This is a genomic window from Caulobacter segnis (assembly GCF_023935105.1).
Classification (GTDB): Bacteria; Pseudomonadota; Alphaproteobacteria; order Caulobacterales; family Caulobacteraceae; genus Caulobacter; species Caulobacter segnis_B.
Map to the genome: position 1 here is coordinate 2,366,727 of NZ_CP096040.1, position 15,366 is coordinate 2,382,092.

At 68.1% G+C, this 15,366-nt stretch carries 14 protein-coding genes; 8 read left to right on the forward strand and 6 right to left on the reverse strand.

The features are described from left to right. Window positions 1–115 precede the first annotated feature (115 nt). Window positions 116–1,423 carry an MBL fold metallo-hydrolase gene (locus tag MZV50_RS11340; protein WP_252634695.1) on the reverse strand — a complete coding sequence of 436 codons (1,308 nt, stop codon included), beginning with the start codon at window positions 1,421–1,423 and terminating at the stop codon, window positions 116–118. Window positions 1,424–1,658: 235 nt separating this feature from the next. Here MZV50_RS11340 and MZV50_RS11345 point away from each other — a divergent pair, with 235 nt between their 5' ends. From MZV50_RS11345 to MZV50_RS11355, 3 genes are all read left to right on the forward strand, one after another. After that, entirely contained in the window at window positions 1,659–3,410 is a 1,752-nt protein-coding gene (locus MZV50_RS11345; protein WP_252634697.1) for a glycosyltransferase family protein, read from the forward strand. Between the two features lie 61 nt (window positions 3,411–3,471). Next, complete coding sequence (locus tag MZV50_RS11350; RefSeq protein ID WP_252634698.1) at window positions 3,472–3,654, forward strand: hypothetical protein; 183 nt, start codon at window positions 3,472–3,474, stop codon at window positions 3,652–3,654. A gap of 246 nt (window positions 3,655–3,900) precedes the next feature. Then, a complete protein-coding gene (locus MZV50_RS11355) occupies window positions 3,901–4,602 on the forward strand; it encodes a VIT1/CCC1 transporter family protein (protein ID WP_252634699.1) in 702 nt (233 codons plus the stop codon). Between the two features lie 19 nt (window positions 4,603–4,621). On the opposite strand, the gene MZV50_RS11360 is transcribed toward MZV50_RS11355, so the two are convergent. Genes MZV50_RS11360 through MZV50_RS11380 form a run of 5 tightly spaced genes read right to left on the reverse strand, consistent with a single transcriptional unit; the run spans window position 4,622 to window position 8,869 of the window. Then, window positions 4,622–5,275, reverse strand: a complete 654-nt coding sequence (locus tag MZV50_RS11360; protein ID WP_252634700.1) for a tetratricopeptide repeat protein — start codon at window positions 5,273–5,275, stop codon at window positions 4,622–4,624. Window positions 5,276–5,291: 16 nt separating this feature from the next. Continuing rightward, the gene (locus MZV50_RS11365) at window positions 5,292–6,047 is read right to left on the reverse strand and encodes an SDR family NAD(P)-dependent oxidoreductase (protein ID WP_252634702.1); all 756 of its coding nucleotides are present in this window, start codon (window positions 6,045–6,047) and stop codon (window positions 5,292–5,294) included. Continuing rightward, window positions 6,040–6,708, reverse strand: a complete 669-nt coding sequence (locus MZV50_RS11370; protein ID WP_252634704.1) for a TenA family transcriptional regulator — start codon at window positions 6,706–6,708, stop codon at window positions 6,040–6,042. Before MZV50_RS11370 ends, MZV50_RS11365 begins: the two co-directional genes overlap by 8 nt. Continuing rightward, entirely contained in the window at window positions 6,705–8,171 is a 1,467-nt protein-coding gene (locus MZV50_RS11375; protein WP_252634706.1) for an AMP-binding protein, read from the reverse strand. The genes MZV50_RS11370 and MZV50_RS11375 overlap by 4 nt, the downstream gene beginning before the upstream one ends. Further along, the gene (locus MZV50_RS11380; RefSeq protein ID WP_252634708.1) at window positions 8,168–8,869 is read right to left on the reverse strand and encodes a thermostable hemolysin; all 702 of its coding nucleotides are present in this window, start codon (window positions 8,867–8,869) and stop codon (window positions 8,168–8,170) included. Before MZV50_RS11380 ends, MZV50_RS11375 begins: the two co-directional genes overlap by 4 nt. 167 nt (window positions 8,870–9,036) lie before the next feature. Between MZV50_RS11380 and MZV50_RS11385 the strand changes: the two genes are divergently transcribed. The 5 genes from MZV50_RS11385 (at window position 9,037) to MZV50_RS11405 (ending at window position 15,356) form a co-directional block, all read left to right on the forward strand. Next, entirely contained in the window at window positions 9,037–9,564 is a 528-nt protein-coding gene (locus tag MZV50_RS11385; protein ID WP_252634709.1) for an RNA polymerase sigma factor, read from the forward strand. Between the two features lie 120 nt (window positions 9,565–9,684). Then, the gene (locus MZV50_RS11390) at window positions 9,685–10,668 is read left to right on the forward strand and encodes a FecR family protein (protein WP_252634711.1); all 984 of its coding nucleotides are present in this window, start codon (window positions 9,685–9,687) and stop codon (window positions 10,666–10,668) included. 23 nt (window positions 10,669–10,691) lie between these two features. Then, window positions 10,692–13,112: a TonB-dependent receptor domain-containing protein gene (locus tag MZV50_RS11395; RefSeq protein WP_252634712.1), complete on the forward strand. Its 2,421-nt coding sequence runs from the start codon at window positions 10,692–10,694 to the stop codon at window positions 13,110–13,112. A 618-nt stretch (window positions 13,113–13,730) separates the two neighbouring features. Continuing rightward, window positions 13,731–14,255 (forward strand): helix-turn-helix domain-containing protein, encoded by a 525-nt coding sequence (locus MZV50_RS11400; protein WP_252634714.1) that lies wholly within the window; start codon window positions 13,731–13,733, stop codon window positions 14,253–14,255. 132 nt (window positions 14,256–14,387) lie between these two features. Further along, window positions 14,388–15,356, forward strand: a complete 969-nt coding sequence (locus MZV50_RS11405) for a proline iminopeptidase-family hydrolase (protein WP_252634716.1) — start codon at window positions 14,388–14,390, stop codon at window positions 15,354–15,356. The last annotated feature ends 10 nt before the right edge of the window (window positions 15,357–15,366 follow it).

Here is a 15,366-nt window from a genome sequence, read left to right on the forward strand (position 1 = left end):
GACGGGCGTCGTCGGTCCGTTCGGCGCGAAGCGGGCCGTGATCGTGGCGATCGACGAGCCCACCGATGTAGTCGTCGTCGACATCAATCTCGGATCGTCCGTTCGTCCGACGGGGTCAGGAGGGGGTGTCGGCCACCAGGTAGTTCAGGGCGAACAAGGCGTCCGGCTGGTGGATGTTGGGCTCGCGTTCCTGAAGCACCAGGCTGCCGGAGATGGTCTGGTTCCAGCTCTGCCGGCGCGACAGGCAGAGCGCGAAGGCGCGGGCGTCCAGGTGCAGGCGCAGCTTGGTCGGCTGGACGGTCTCCGCGTCGGTGCGGACCGAGAGGTCGAGCTGCTTGCGGTGCGCGCCGGCGCGCGCCCGCTGCTCGGTCAGCTCGTCGTAGAGACGGAATTCGTAGTCGACGTTGAGTCGCACGCGTCGGGCGGCCAGCATGGCCTCCAGCGCCGCTTTGGCGCGGGCGAAGGCAGCGTCGAGCTGGTCGTCCTCGGGGACCGGGTCGGCTTCATAGGGATAGGGCTCGGCGGCGTGCGCGGCCTGAACTTGGCCCAGTTCGCTCAGGGTCGGGGTCAGGTCCGGCGCGACCTCGCCCGTCCCGACGTTCAATCTCCGGCCGCCTTCGAGGGCGACGAACGGGACGAAGGCGCAGCGTTCCGCCGCCTGGTCCGGGGTCGGCTGGGCGATCAGGCGGGACAATTCGGTCAGTCGGCCCGGAATGAAATAGGATCCGCCGGCCAGGAACACTCGCTTGGGCCGAAGGATGCGCAGCGAGGCCTCGAGCTTGGCGAGGGCGGCGTCGATGATCCGCGCCTGTTCGGCCTTGCGGTCAATGTTCAGGAAGCATTGCGGGTACTCTCCCGCGGCGCCGCAGACGAGGGCGGCGACGTCGATGGGCCCGAACTCGCGATCGCAGAAGGCCTTGATGGCCTCGAAGTGGGCGGCCGCCATTGGGTTGTCGACCTGATTGAAGAAGACCTGGCCGTCGGCGGCGACGATCAGGCTGGTGTCCAGATCGTAGTCCAGGTCGGTCTCGACGCCGGCGTTGCTGGTCTGGAACTGCGGCACGACCACGAGCCGCAGATCGCGCACCTCTAGAGGCGTGAAGGGCTCCGCCTCGATGACCGTCCTAGCGCCCAGCGCCCGGAGACGACGGCGCAGGGTGTCGTTGGCGTAGGTCTTGATCAGGAAGGGCGCCTCGAGCAGACCCGAGTCGGCGAGGAAGTCGGGGTCGAAGTGATCGCTGTGGATGTGGGAGATGTAGACGAGGTCCGCGCCACGCACGCGATCGATCAGGTCGCGCCGGTCGAACTCGGGATACGAACGCCAGCCGCCGTGGTTGGCCTGGCCCACCCAGGGATCGCAAACCAGCTTGGTCGTCGCGGTTTCGACGATCAGGAACGAGTTGGAGACGTGAGTGATGTCCATGCGCGGGCCCATTCGTGGTGGTTCGGTGCGTCGCTCGGAACAGTGTCATGAGTCCGCTCGAGGCGGTTGTCATCCTATTTGTCGTCGAGTCCGCAACGCGAGAGCCAGATCCTCCCGAGTATAGATGGCCATCGTCGGCGATCTGGCGCTAACGTGTGCTCGGCTGATTTGGGAGGGGCGCGACGCCCCGGATCGACCTCCCGAAATGGCGGATCAGGATTTTGAGAGACGCCGCATGAACACCCCTTCCTTCGTCGACCAACTGGACGAGATGGAGGAGCGATGCCGCGCCATGCCCGAACTCTATCCCGAACTCGAGGCGTTGTGGGATCATCTGGTCTCGGAGATGCCCAGCACCCAGGTGCTCGTCGAGCGCAATCGCTTTCGCCTGCGAAACCTGCCGCACATGCGCCAGCGACGGCCGCGTCTGCTGATCGGCCTGATCAACGATGGCGGCTATCCGAATTTCCAGACCTTGCCGCTGCTGCGGTTCGCCGATGTCGTCACCTTGACGACGCAGGCGGAGCAGCAGGCGCACGCCGACCGTCTCCATCTGAACCTGCTCGGCACGCCGCTTCCCGAGGTCATGCGGGCCCTGCCCGAGGGGTTCACGCCCGACTTCTACATTGATCCGCAAATCTGCGGGGCCAGTTTCCCGCCCTTGGGTCTGGAGGACATGCCCTGCGTGACGATCGCCGGATTCTGTCACCACTTCCGGGCGCTGCATCTGCACAATACCGGCTATCTCTATGACGTGATCGCGCCGCTGTCGCCGCTGTTCAGTCGGTTGATCGCTCCCATGCTGCCGGAGCGGGTGGTAGTGGATACGCCCTTCGGCGCGAACTGGGGATCGTTCGAGCATATCGCCCGGCCCTCCGGGCCGCAGTCGGAACGCGACATCGACATGCTGATCTGTTTCGGCGAGTCGCAGTCGGAACTCTATGGCGACTACCGGAACCTGTGCGTGGCCCTGGCGCGGCGGTTCCAGGCGGCGCACGGCGACCGATACAACATCGTGTTCACGAGCAACCTGTCCAAGATGGACTACTTCTCTCACCTGGCGCGCGCGAAGATTTGCCTGAACGCGGTGGGTCTGCACGGTCCCTACAACTATCGGAACCTCGAGGCGGTCAATCACGGCGCGGTCGTGATGCAGATCGAAAGCCACTACGAGGTCGGCGAGCAGCCGCTGGCGGAGTTCTTCGTCCCGGACGAGGAAGTCGTTCTGTTCAACGCCGACGATTTCGAAGCCAAGGCCCTCGACTTGCTGGAGAGCGAGGCGGATCGCTCGCGCATCGCCGCGGCGGCCCAGGCGCGCGCGGCGCGGGACTACACCTATCAGGCCGTCTATAGCGGCTTGATGAGCAAGGCGATGGAGGCCGTCCAGGCGCGGGGGACCTTGCCGCGTTGCGCGCCGGGCGAGAGCCAGCTTCGGCGGGCCTTGTCGCTGTTCCATGCCGACGACGCGGACAAGCGGCTCGCCGGTTTCCTGGCCGCCCTGGGCGACGTTCCGAGCATGGGGGCGTCGGAATACTCCCTGATCCTGGCGTTTCATGACGTGCTGTCTCTCGCGCCGGACCACCTGCGCAAGGCGGTCGCCGAACGATACGGTTTCCCCGTCGGGGCGGCTCCATCGCCGCGGGCCGTGTTCGCGCGGATCGCCGCGCCGGGGCCGGTCGATCGTTGGAACCTGCTCATCCAGACCTGGGTGGCGTCGGGCGAGCTTGATCTTGAGGGCGCCCGCGACGTGCTCGAGGCGTTGGCGCGGACGCCGGGCGGCCTGAAGGCCGAGCGGAGCTTCGTGGCCTTCCCCGCGGCGCTGGAGACGCGTCTCGGGCGGCCGTGGGAGAAGCTGAAGCTGCATCATCTGTGCAGCCGTTTTCTGCATTCCGGCGCGAGCGACGCGCAAAAGGACGCGATCTTCGTCGACTGCATGCGGGATCTCGTGGATCTCATCGACACGTCCGCCAGCACCGAGGTCGCCTGATCAACCTCGCGCCGCTCAGGCTACGCGGGAAGAGCAGGCGGCCCTGAGGGTCCGGCGTCCGGTGGTCCAGCCGTTCGGGCGGTCCTCCTACACGCCGGCCGCCGACGGCCTGGTCGAGAGCGCCCGCCGCGACGCCGATCGTCGCCGGGCGGCGATCGAGGCGGACCTGCAGGCCAAGCTGGCGGCTCTCGGTCCCGCCTCCGACGGCGCGCCTCGCCGCTGTCCGCCGACGCCTCGCCGCTAGAATCCAGCTCTGCTTCAAAGCTCGGCATTCCAAGCGCGGTCGAAGTGTTGTCCTAGAGTGCGATATCGTGAGCGTAGTTCTCTTCTTCCTTCAGCTGCGCGCCACTTCACCTAGCGAACGTCTGGTTTCTGGAGGCGGTCCAACGTCGGCTCTTGGCGCTGCCGCGCTCGCCCCCATCAGTTCGTTGATCTTCGTCATGGCGTCGACGAATGTGGGAGGCAGACTCGTCCGACGAGGAGGTCTTCGATGCGCGCTGTTCATCGCCACACTGAGCGTCACCGCGTATCGCGGATCGGCTGGCTTCGCGCTGCGGTGCTTGGCGCCAATGACGGCCTGGTCTCCACAGCCAGCCTGATCGTCGGTGTGGCGTCAGCGGCCAAGTCGCCGGGAGAAGTGGTCGTCGCGGGTGTCGCGGCGGTGGTGGCCGGCGCGATGTCCATGGCGGCCGGCGAGTATGTGTCGGTGAGCTCGCAAGCCGACACCGAGAAGGCGGAGCTGGCGCGCGAGGTCGCCGAACTGCGCGATCTTCCCGAGGCCGAGCACGAGGAGCTGGCCCAGATCTACATCGGTCGGGGCGTCGAGCCGGACACCGCGCGCCTGGTCGCCACCCAGCTGATGGCCAAAGACGCCTTGTCGGCCCACGCCCGGGACGAGCTGGGTCTTTCGGATCTCACCGGCGCGCGGCCGATCCTGGCGGCCCTTTCGTCCGCCGGCAGCTTCGCCGCCGGCGCCGTGCTGCCGTTGGTTATTGCGGTGAGCGCGCCCCGCGCCACCCTGGGCGTCGCCGTGACGGTCGCCTCGCTCTGCGGCCTGGCCGTCCTGGGCTATGTTGGCGCTCGGGCTGGGGATGCGCCGCCTTGGCGCGGCGTCGTCCGGGTCACGCTCTGGGGCGCCGTGGCGATGGCCGTGACAGCGTTGATCGGCCGTTTCGTGGGCGCGGCGATCTGATCGACGCGCCCACCCGGTTCTAGTGGAGCTTGGCCTGGGCCTGGCTCAGGAGCGCCGCGGCCTGGGCCTTGCGGCCCTTGTCGGCGACCTCCCGTCCGGGACGCGCCGGCGCGGCGATCGCCTTCTGCAAGGCCTTGCTGGCGCCGGCGTAGTCGTTCTGGCGCATCAGGAAATCGCCGTAGAAGAAGTTCGAGTCGACGCCGTTGGGATTGGCCGCCAGGGCCTTCTGGAGGTAGCCACGCGCCTTGCCGGGATCGCCGAAGCCGATCGGGAAGCCGGGCACCTGGGCGTAGAGCGAGCCGAGGCTGGTGTAGACCGAGCCGTCGCCGAGCGCGGCGGGATTGATCCTCTCGGCCCGTTCCAGAAGCGATCTGGACTCCTTGGCCAGAGCCAGGCCGCCGAGCCCGCCCTTGGCGCCGGCCTGGGTCGCCTTGGCGATGGCTTCCCAGACCAGGGGCTCGGCGCGGCCGGGGTTCTGCTTGGCCAGGGCGTCGGCGTCAGCGGCGACCTGCGCGGCGGCCTCGCCCTGGGCGCCCTTGTCGGTGATTTCGTAGTTGGCGTGGGCCCAGGCGTGGGCCAGGCCATCGAGGCGAGTGTCGAGCGCATCGGCGCGGGCGGCTCCGGCCAGAAGCGACAGGGCCAGGCCGAGGGCGAAGAGAGGTTTCCGGGTCATGTAGGGTCCTGGAGATCTAGCGGGCGAAGAGCTGTGCGGCCTTGCGATCGTTGGCCGACAGGGCGCGATCGACGAGGCCCGGCAGCAGGGCGTTGAGGCGGACGAAGAAGGCTTCGGGAAAGCCCAGATAGACGTCGCGACGACGGGCGCGGATCGCAGAGACGATCCGGCGGGCCGTGGCCTCGGGCGGGTCAATGTGCATTTGGGTGAGCTTGGCGAACTCCAGCACGCGGTCCGACACCATCGCCGTGCGAACCGCGCGCGGCGCCACGTAGGTGACGTCTACGCCCGTCCCGGCCAGCTCCCGGCGCAGGGCCTGGCTGAAGCCGCGCAGACCAGCCTTGGCGCTGGAATAGGTGGCGAAATGCGCGAAGTTGATGGAGCCGAAGATCGACCCGATGTTGACGATCTGGCCGGCGCCCCGCGCCTTCATCCCCGGGGCCGCCGCCTGGGCGAGCCGGACGGGCGCGACCAGGTTGATCAGATAGCCCGACAACAGGTGCGCCGGATCTTCCTGCTCCACCGGCCCGAAGTGCTGGACGCCGGCCAGGTTTACCAGGATGTCCCATTGACGGCCTTCGATGGCCTGGGCGGCGGCCTCGATCCCACTGGGCGTGGAGAGGTCGTGCGGCAGGAACTCCGCGATGTTCGCGTCCGGTCGCGAGCGACCCAGCGCGACGACGCGCGCGCCCTCCGCCGTCAGCTGATTGGCGACCAGGCCGCCCAAGCCGCCGGAGGCTCCCGTGATCAGGACGGTCTTGCCCTCAAGCATGGGCGACCTCGCGGGTGTGCGGGATCGAGAGGAAGACGTTGGCGAAGCGTTCGAAGATCGCCTTGGCCACCTCGATGATGGCGGCCTGGTCGGCAGGGTCGTCGACCTGATCCATCAGCTTCTGGAAAAAGGTCAGGTGCTCCATGTCCAGCGCCCCATGCGAGGTCAGGTAGCTGAAGCATTCGGGACCTAGGCCCAGGTTCTTGGCCACGGCCTCGGCGCCTTGGGTGGCCAGGCGCACGCTGGTGCCCTCCAGCACGAAGACCATGCCGAAGAAGCCCATCGGATTGGCGTTGCGGATGTAGTCGTAGGCGTAGTCGGTCATGGCCAGGGTCGCCGAACGCGGCGCGCCAGTCCGTACGGCCTCGGCGTCGCCGCCGCAGTTTTTGATGTCGCTGAGGATCCAGTGTTCGTGGCCGGTCTCCTCGACGATGTATTCGTCCAGGGCCTCGACGAACCGCTGATGGGCCTCATCCATGCCGGCGCGGGCCTCGCGCATCAGCGGCACGGTGTGCTTCACGTGGTGATAGGCCTCCGTCAGGTAGGCGATGTAGGTCTCGCGCGAGATGCGGCCCGTCAGGCCATCCTGGATCTGCGGCGTCGAGGCGAGGGCCATCTGGCCGTCGACCGTCTCGGTCACGAGGCGTTGGTAGAAAGTCACGCGTGGTCTCCTGTCGTGGAAGCTTCCAGGAAGTCTCGATGACGGGCGTTGAGCACCGCGCGCCGAGGACGTCCGTTGTTGGTGAGTTCGCCGGCGGCGGGGTCGAGCGCGTCCCGGAGGAGCCAGCGGCCAACCCTGGCGTACGGCGGAAGGTTGGCGTTGGCCCGGCTGACAGCGCCGGCGATGGCCGCTTCGTCCATGCCCGGAATGAGCGGCACGATCAGCGCCGAGAGTTCGGCCATGGCCTCGCCGAGCACCACGGCCTGGCGGATCTCGGGCTGGGCGGTCAGCTCGCTTTCGACCCACTCCGGCGCGACGTTGCGCCCGTGGCTCGTGATGATGGTGTTGAGGCGGCGACCCGAAATGCGCAGGAAGCCATCGGCGTCGATCTCGCCAAGGTCGCCGGTGAAGACGGGACCGTCACGCGTGACTCCGCCCGCGTAGCCGAGAAAGCCGGAATTCCCGACGACGATCTCCCCATCGTCGATCGTCACCTGAAGGTGCGGCAACGGACGCCCCACGGTTCCGGCCTTGCGTGCCGCGGGCGTGTTGAGCGCGACGACCGAGGCGCACTCGCTGAGCCCGTAGCCCTCGTAGACGGGCAGGCCCAGCTCGTCGGAGCGAGCCAGAAGCGAGGGGGCGACCTTGGCGCCGCCGACGGCGACCAGTTTCAGCTCGGGCAGGCGGACGCCGGTGAAGGTCATGACCATCATCAGGGCGCGAAGCAGCTCCGGCACCAGGATCAGGCTATTGGCATGCTGCTCGGCGATGGCCCCGGCAAGTTTCGGCAGGTCGGGCCGGAACGGATCGGCCAGGCCCAACTGGTCGGGCGGCAGAATGTGATAGCGGCCGCCGGCCAGCAGGGTCGTGTAGAGTCCGGCCACGTTCTCCAGCAGGATGGACAGCGGTAGCAGGGGCAGGTGCAGGCCGGCATAGTCCGCGCCGATCGCTTCGACGAGGCCGCCAGCGACCGCCTCCATGTGCTGGCGCGACAGGCAGACGCCCTTGGGCTGGCCGGTGGAGCCGGAGGTGTAGGTGACCTTCGCTGTGCCTGGCGGCAGCGGGCGGGCGGGCAGGTTCAGCGGCGTCACGCGCAGCGGAGTCGAGGCGATGTTGAGGTCGCAATTGGCCGCGTCCGAGAGCTCGACCAGCAGGCTGGCGCCGGCGTCTTCCATGGCGTGGTGACGCTGGGCGTCGGTGAAGAAGCCGGGCAGGGGAAGGCTGGCCCAGCCCAGACGGGTCAGGGCCAGGTCCAGGATCACCCAGGCGGGGCCGTTGGGGAGCCGCACGGCGACCGGCGAGCCGGGCCGGAGCAGCGGCGCCCACAGGAAGAGGTCCCGAGCGGCCGCCGCGATGGCGGTCTCGAGCGCGCCGTAGGTGAAGGCGGTGGTCTGGTCGCTTAGCGCGATGGCGCCGTCGTTCAGGCGGGCTCGCTGGGCGACGGCGGCGAGGACGCGGCTCATGGGCGATTTCCCAGACGGGGGTGTAAACGGGAGCAGACGCCGTCGATCGCGGGCGGCTGAGTCATCAGCAGCTGGGTCAGCGGGGCGAGGGCCGGGGCAATGGCGCCGGCCAGCACTTCGGGATCGCGCTCGTAGTAGCCGCCCCAGTCTTCGGCCTCGGCGCCCAGCCGGGCGGGATCGGCTGTGGTCAGTCGTCGGGTGGGAAAGCCGATGCGGCTGAAGGTCCGGCGCAGCTGGCGTGTCGCGGTGGCGACGGCATGGTCGCAGCCTTGCTGATGCAGATGCCGAGCAAGGGCCATGAACAGGAAGAACGAGGCGCCCGCGCTGGCGGAAGCCAGGTTGCCGATCTCTGCAATACCGTTGCGAGCGGCGCCGAGCGCCACTTCAATCGGTTCATCCAGATAGCGCTCGAGGAACAGCGGCCCCGTTCCCGCCAGCCGGAAGCCGACGGCGGCATGGATCTCGCCACGGGCGTCCTGGACGCTCATCAGGGTGGGATAGTGCGTCCGGATACGGCTGCTGAAAGCCTCGGCGTAGGTCGCCTCGATATAGGCCTCGACCCGTTCCCGCTCGGGACGGAAATGCTGGTGGATCGAGATGACTCGCGGCTCGACCGACGTGAAGCGGCGCACCCGATCGGCGTCGAAACACAGACTGCCGATGTTAGCGCCGTCGTTCATCATCGTGACTTCAAGCAAAGGGACCTCCTGCCTAGGGGCGGCGCTCAGGCGCTTTCGACCGGCAAGGACGACGCGCCGGGGAGGGCGCCTCAAAACTTTCGGTGGTTGCGCCACGCTGGAGGTTCGGAAAGATTGTCGCAGGCGCGGATTCCCGGCGCCGCCCCTTCGAGGAGCGCGACCGCGCCTTGGACGACACCGACGTCCATCCCCTGCTTTCCGCCTACATGGAGCGGCGCGAGGACCTGCTGCGGTATTTTCGCGTGCGTCTGCGGTCCGAGGAGGCGGCCGAGGATCTGGTTCAGGACATCTATCTGAAGATCGTCGACCGACGGGGCGAGGTGATCGAGAACCCGACGGCCTACCTCTACCGCCTGGGCACGAACCTGATGCTGGATTGCATCAAGGTGCGACGGCGAGCCGAGGCGCGTGACGCCCAGTGGCATGGGGCGAATGTGTCTGACGTGGGGGGCGCCCAGATCGCGGAGGAAGCGCCAGCCGACGAGGCCGCGGCCGCAAGGCTGCAGCTCTCCAGGATCCTGGAAGCCGTCCAGGCCCTGCCGCCTGCCGCCCGAGAGGCGTTCCGCCTGCACAAGCTGGAGGGCCTGAGCCACGCCGAGACGGCGGCGGCGATGGGCGTGTCACGCTCCAGCGTCGAGAAGTACATGATGGCCAGCCTCAAGCTGATCATCGCCAAGGTCGGGCGATGGCCATGAGGGGGCCATGAGTGGGGCCATGAACGCGGCGCGCGAAATTCTTTTGAGGCGCCTGGGGCAATATGGCGTCTTTGGGGCGAAGGGCGAGGCGGATGGCCTCCCAGAAAACGGCGAAGTCGGATGAGCGGTCAGGATCTGGAGACGAAGGAGGGGGCGCGCGACGAGGCCGTCGCGTGGCTGCTCCGCGTCCAGTCGGAGACCGCGACGGCCGAGGATTGGACCGCGCTCGCCGACTGGCTGGAGGGGTCTGAAGCGCGACTGGCCGCCTTCGAAGAGGCCGAGCTGATCGCAGCCGATCTCGAGCTGAGGAAGGCCGAGATCGCACAGGGCCTCATGCCACCCGCGTCGAACGTCGTGAACTTCCCGAAGCGCACGCCGGCGCCGGCGCGGCGCGCCTGGATCGGCGGTTTAATCACCGCCTCGCTGGCCGTGCTGGTTGGCGGGCCGGCGTTATGGACGGCTTCGCAAGGGCGCAGCGTCACCTACGAGACCAGGCCTGGCGAGACACGTCGTATCGATCTTGCCGACGGCACCCGGATCACCCTGGACGGCGGTTCCAAGCTCGTCGTGCGGCTGGGGTGGCGGAAGCGTCAGGTGGAAATGGGTCTTGCCCAGGCGAGTTTCGATGTCGCCAAGGATCCGTCTCGCCCGTTCGTGATCGGGGTCGGCGACCAACGCGTGCGGGTCGTGGGCACCGAGTTCAACATCCGTCGCGACGACAAAAGCGTCCGCGTCACCGTGCGGCGCGGGGTGGTCGAGGTCGCGCAGCGGGGCGGGCAGGGCGCCGCACCGGTTCGCCTGACGGTGGGTCAGGAGCTGCGACACGTTCAGGGCGCGCCGGGATCGGAGATCCGGCGGGTCGCGCCGGACGGCGCCTTCGCGTGGGCGCAGGGTCAGCTGGTCGCCGACAACGAGACCCTGGGCGACATAGTCGCCGATCTCAATCGCCGCTTCTCGACGCCGGTCCGGATTTCGCCCCAGGCGGCGGCGCGCCGGTTCTCAGGCGTCATCGCGCTGGACGACGAGGACGTGGCTGTCCAGGTATTGGCGCGTTACGCCGGTCTGACTGTTGATCGCGTGAATGGGGAAATAGTCCTAAGGTGACGCCCTGACCGTGTCGAAGGGGCGTGATCTTGCATAACCTCGCGCGACGGCGCCTGGGCATGGCGTCGGCGGTCGGCCTGATCGTCGCGCCTGTGTGTGCGTGGGCCGGTGAGGCCGCGCCCTTCGCCGTGCCCGCCGGCCCGTTGAAGGCGGCCGCGACGGCGTTCGCCCTGCAGGCGCGCGTGTCGATCGACCTCAGTGCGGCGCAGGGGTGCGGGCTGTCTCCCGGCTTCCAGGGGCGCGCGAGTCCGGACGAGGCGCTGAAGGCGCTGCTGCGCGGAGCCGGGTGCGAGGCGCGCCTGATCGCGCCGAGAGCATACAGGATCGTCCCCACGTCGGCGCCGGCGCGCGTCCTGGCGCGTCCCGCGGCGCCGGCGCTCCAGCAGCCGAGCGAGGACGCGCCGCCGCTGTCCGAACTGGTGATCGTCGCTACGCGCCGGCTGGCCGTGGCCGATCGTCTGGCCTATTCGGTCAGCGCGCTGGACGAGCGCGCCATCGCCGCGCGCGGCGTCCGTGACGCCGCTGACTTGGCCTTGACGGTTCCCTCCATGACGGTGACCAACCTCGGACCCGGACGCGACAAGGTGATCCTGCGCGGCCTCTCGGACGGTCCCCTGACCGGCCAAACCCAGTCGATGGTCGGCATCTATCTCGATGATGTACGGCTGACCTACAACGCGCCCGACCCGGATCTCCTGCTGGTCGACATCGGCCAGGTCGAGGTGCTGCGCGGCCCGCAGGGCGCCCTCTACGGCGCGGGGTCGCTGGGCGGGGTTCTGCAGCTCAGAACCCATGCCGCCGATCCGGAGGCCTTCGACGCTTCGGCTTCGCTCACGGCGTCGACCACCCAGGGCGGCGAGGCCGGTGGACTGGCGTCGGCCATGATCAATCTGCCGCTGCTGAACGGTCGGGCCGCGGTGCGGCTGGTCGGCTATGCCGAGCGGGACGGCGGCTATATCGACGACCTGGGGCAGGGGCGGTCGGACGTCAACACCACCCGCCGCAGCGGCGCTCGTCTCTCGACACGGGTCAAGCTTGGCGCCGGCTGGACGGCGGAGGCCGGAGTGACCAGCCAGTGGATCAATTCGAGGGACACCCAATACGCCGAGCGTGACGTGGGGACCTATGCAAGGCGCAACCAGATTGCCGAGCCTCACGACAACGACTTCCTCGAGGTCCACATCGGCGCGCACGGCGGCCTGCTGGGGCAGGACGCGAAACTGACCTTAGCGGCTGTCCGGCATGACTTGTCCAGCCGCTACGACGCCAGCGCCTCGCCGCCGGTTTCAGTCCCCCTGGGCGCGGCGGTGGCTTTCGATGACGACAACCACGTCGGCGCGGTGGTGGCCGAGGCGTCGTTGGCGTCGCGGCCGGGCCGGCGAATCCAGTGGCAGGTCGGCGCTTTCCTGGCCCGCACGCGCCAAGGCCGTGACGGTTTGATCTTCCTGGCCGATCAGCCGACCACACCCCTGGCGCGCGAGACCCGCCGCGACGTGCTGGGCGAGGGGGCGCTGTTCGGAGAGGCGATCGGCGATTTGGGTCGCGGCTGGAGCCTGACCTTGGGCGGACGCCTGTTCGCGACCCGGTCCGAGGTATCCAGCCACGCAACGGCGGCGGGCGCGGGGGCGCTGTTCCGGGACGCCCAGAGCTATGTCGGCTTCGCGCCCAAGGTGGTGGTGTCGTTCGCGCCGAGCCCCTCGACGCTGATCTACGCGCAGGCGGCGGAGGGCTATCGATCGGGCGGCTTCAATACGGCGGCGATCCCGTCGCAGACCTTCGACACCGCCGGCGGCGAGCCGCAGCGCCGCTATGACGGCGACGAGCTCTGGAGCTACGAAGGCGGGGCGAAGGCGGCCTGGCTGGATGGACGGCTGCGCGTGAGGCTGGCGGCGTTCCTGGCCTCTTGGAAGAACATCCAGAGCGACCAGCTCCTGCCCTCGGGACTGCCCTACACCGCCAATCTCGGCGACGGACGCAATGTCGGGGTCGAATTCGAAGGCGGCTATGTGCGCGGCGGCCTGCGACTGGACGCCAGCTTCCTGCTGAACCATCCGGAGCTGGAGTCGGTGAACGCCGCCTTCCCGGGGCGCAAGGATCTCGGTCTGGCGGGGGCGCCGAGAGGTTCCGCCTCGCTCGCGGCCAGCTACGAGCGGTCGGTAAGCCAGGTCTGGCGAGCGGGCGTCGATGCGCGGGCGGCCTATATCGGTCATTCCCGCCTGAGCTTCGACGGCGCGACCGCCCCGTCCATGGGCGGCTATGCAACGACCCGGGTCGCCGCGCGGCTGTGGTCGGACCGCCTGAGTCTTGGCCTGACTGTCGACAATCTGTTCGACAGCGCGGGGGACACGTTCGCCTACGGCAATCCCTTCACCTTGAAGCAGTCCAGGCAAAGCACACCCCAAAGGCCAAGGACGGTGTCTCTCCAGATCTACGTTCGCTACTGATGAGCATGCGTTAGTCTCGACGGCGCGCTGTTCATATCACTGACGTGCAGGTCGATGAGGTCGCCGGAAGTCTGAATGCCTTCCAGCTCGCGGGAGATTGGCTTGATGCCGAGGTCCGGAGCCCGTTTTCCGCGACGAGCCCAAGCCTTCAGGCTCCGCTCTTAGCTTTTCGAATTTGCCCGGCGAGCATCCGCAGGAGCCTAACAGTGGCGTCTGCCGGCACGGTCTCATACTTCAACGCATAGCTGAAGGCTGCGGCAAGAACAGCTAGGTCGCCGCTAGCAGCATCGTGAGCCCATTCACGGCAGGCGCCAGAGCCGCGTTGGTTCGCAGCAGGCTGGCGCTTCGATTGCGTCGGAGCAGATCGGTGGCGAGGGATGGTCGGTGGGGCTTCATCGGGAGGGGCCAGGTACATAGCGAAGGCGACCGACGCCGCGACGCTAGGCCCGATACAATTCGTGGCGGTTTGAAGGGTTTGTACGCGGTGGGACCGCGATGAGGGCTCTGCTTTACGGGCCGGAACATCAGACTTGACGGGCCTTTACCCCACTTAACGACAAACGGGCGCGCGCCTCTCCTAGGCTGCTGGACGACACCAAACCCAGCGGAGGGGACGCCATGCGCCAGTTGGAAACCGTATCGATCCCAGGCTTCATGCTCGTGCCGGCGAACGCGCCGAACCTGGCCGTTTTCATGCCTCCGGGCCGTGGGGCCATGGCGCCGGGAGCGGGGACCGTCGATCGTGATTGGCCCGGCCAAGATCAGGTCGCCATCCCGTCCGACCGAGGGCCGGGGCTGCTGCCGTGGCAGACCAAGCGCGTTCACGACTATGTCGATGCGGAACTGCATGGCCGGACCTCTCTGAACGTGGCGGCCGGCCATGCGCGCCTGAGCCCCGGCTATTTTTCGCGATGCTTTCGCCGCACCTTCGGCGTCACCTTCTCGCGGTTCGTGGCCAGCCGGCGCATCGAACGCGCGCAGGACCTGATGATGCAGGGGGGCGGGAAACTCTGCCAGATCGCTCTGGCTTGCGGCTTCGCCGACCAGGCGCATTTCACCCGTATCTTCGGCGGCTTCGTCGGTTGCTCGCCGGCCCGCTGGCGACGCCAGTTCGCACCGCCCGGGGCTGCGCTCGAGATTTGAACGCGCCGCCGGTGAAGGGGGCGTTTGCGGAAACCTTGAGTTTCAAGCCGCTCACTCGCGGCGCCGACTTGCACGGGCTAGATGGCCGCTAGGCGTGGGGCCGCGTCGCAGTTGTTTTTCAGGAGTATGAGTATGACCACCAGCCACTGGACCCGCCGACACGTCCTGACGTCCGGCGCGGGCGTCCTGAGCGCCGCCATCATCGCGCCTACGGGGGCGGCCTTTGCCGCGGCGCCCCAGTCCGAGGGCTATGCGACTGTCCCAGGCGGCAAGATCTATTGGCGGAAGTTTGGATCAGGCGGCCAGACGCCGCTGCTCACGCTGCACGGCGGACCGGGCTCGTCGCACAACTATCTGCTGCCGTTGCAAGCCCTGGCGGACGAGCGTCCCGTCATCTTCTACGATCAGCTGGGCTGCGGCCGCGCCGACGCGCCCGAGGCCGACAGCGCCTACTCGATCCAGCGGTCTGTCGAGGAGGTGGACGCGGTGCGCTCCGCCCTGGGCCTGGATCGGGTCGTGCTGCTGGGCCATTCGTGGGGCGCCCTGCTGGCCGTCGAGTATCTGTGCCAAGGCCGGGGTAAGGGCGTCGATCGCCTTATCCTGAGCGGCGCCATGGCCAGCATTCCCCAGGTCATGGCCGGCTTCGATCGCCTGTTCGCCACCATGCCGGACGGCTGGGGCGACAAGATCCACACGCTGGAAAAGGCCGGCAAGACGGGCACGCCCGAATATGCCGAACTGGTGCAGAAGTTCTACGACACCTTCGTTCTGCGTGTCCCGCCGAGCCCCGAAGTGCTGGCGACCCTGGAGGCGCTCTCCAAGTCGCCCGCCTATCGGGTGCTCAACGGCCCCAACGAGTTCACCATCGTCGGCAAGATCAAGGACTGGGACCGTCGCAAGGACCTCAAGGCCATCACCCAGAAGACCCTGATCACCACCGGCGAATTCGACGAGGTCACCCTCGACTGCCACGAAACCCTTCGCGACGGTATCGCCGGCAAGGCGCGCCTGGCGGTGATGACCGGCTGCTCGCACCTGACGATGAATGAAAAGCCCGCCCAGTATAACGCCCTGCTGCGCGGCTTCCTGAACGAAGCTTGAGGCGACCGGC

Coding starts and splice junctions, on each gene's coding strand:
- MZV50_RS11340 (WP_252634695.1), bottom strand. CDS start 1,423: ATGGACATCACTCACGTCTCCAACTCGTTCCTGATCGTCGAAACCGCG.
- MZV50_RS11355 (WP_252634699.1), top strand. CDS start 3,901: ATGCGCGCTGTTCATCGCCACACTGAGCGTCACCGCGTATCGCGGATC.
- MZV50_RS11400 (WP_252634714.1), top strand. CDS start 13,731: ATGCGCCAGTTGGAAACCGTATCGATCCCAGGCTTCATGCTCGTGCCG.
- MZV50_RS11360 (WP_252634700.1), bottom strand. CDS start 5,275: ATGACCCGGAAACCTCTCTTCGCCCTCGGCCTGGCCCTGTCGCTTCTG.
- MZV50_RS11345 (WP_252634697.1), top strand. CDS start 1,659: ATGAACACCCCTTCCTTCGTCGACCAACTGGACGAGATGGAGGAGCGA.
- MZV50_RS11405 (WP_252634716.1), top strand. CDS start 14,388: ATGACCACCAGCCACTGGACCCGCCGACACGTCCTGACGTCCGGCGCG.
- MZV50_RS11390 (WP_252634711.1), top strand. CDS start 9,685: ATGAGCGGTCAGGATCTGGAGACGAAGGAGGGGGCGCGCGACGAGGCC.
- MZV50_RS11365 (WP_252634702.1), bottom strand. CDS start 6,047: ATGCTTGAGGGCAAGACCGTCCTGATCACGGGAGCCTCCGGCGGCTTG.
- MZV50_RS11375 (WP_252634706.1), bottom strand. CDS start 8,171: ATGAGCCGCGTCCTCGCCGCCGTCGCCCAGCGAGCCCGCCTGAACGAC.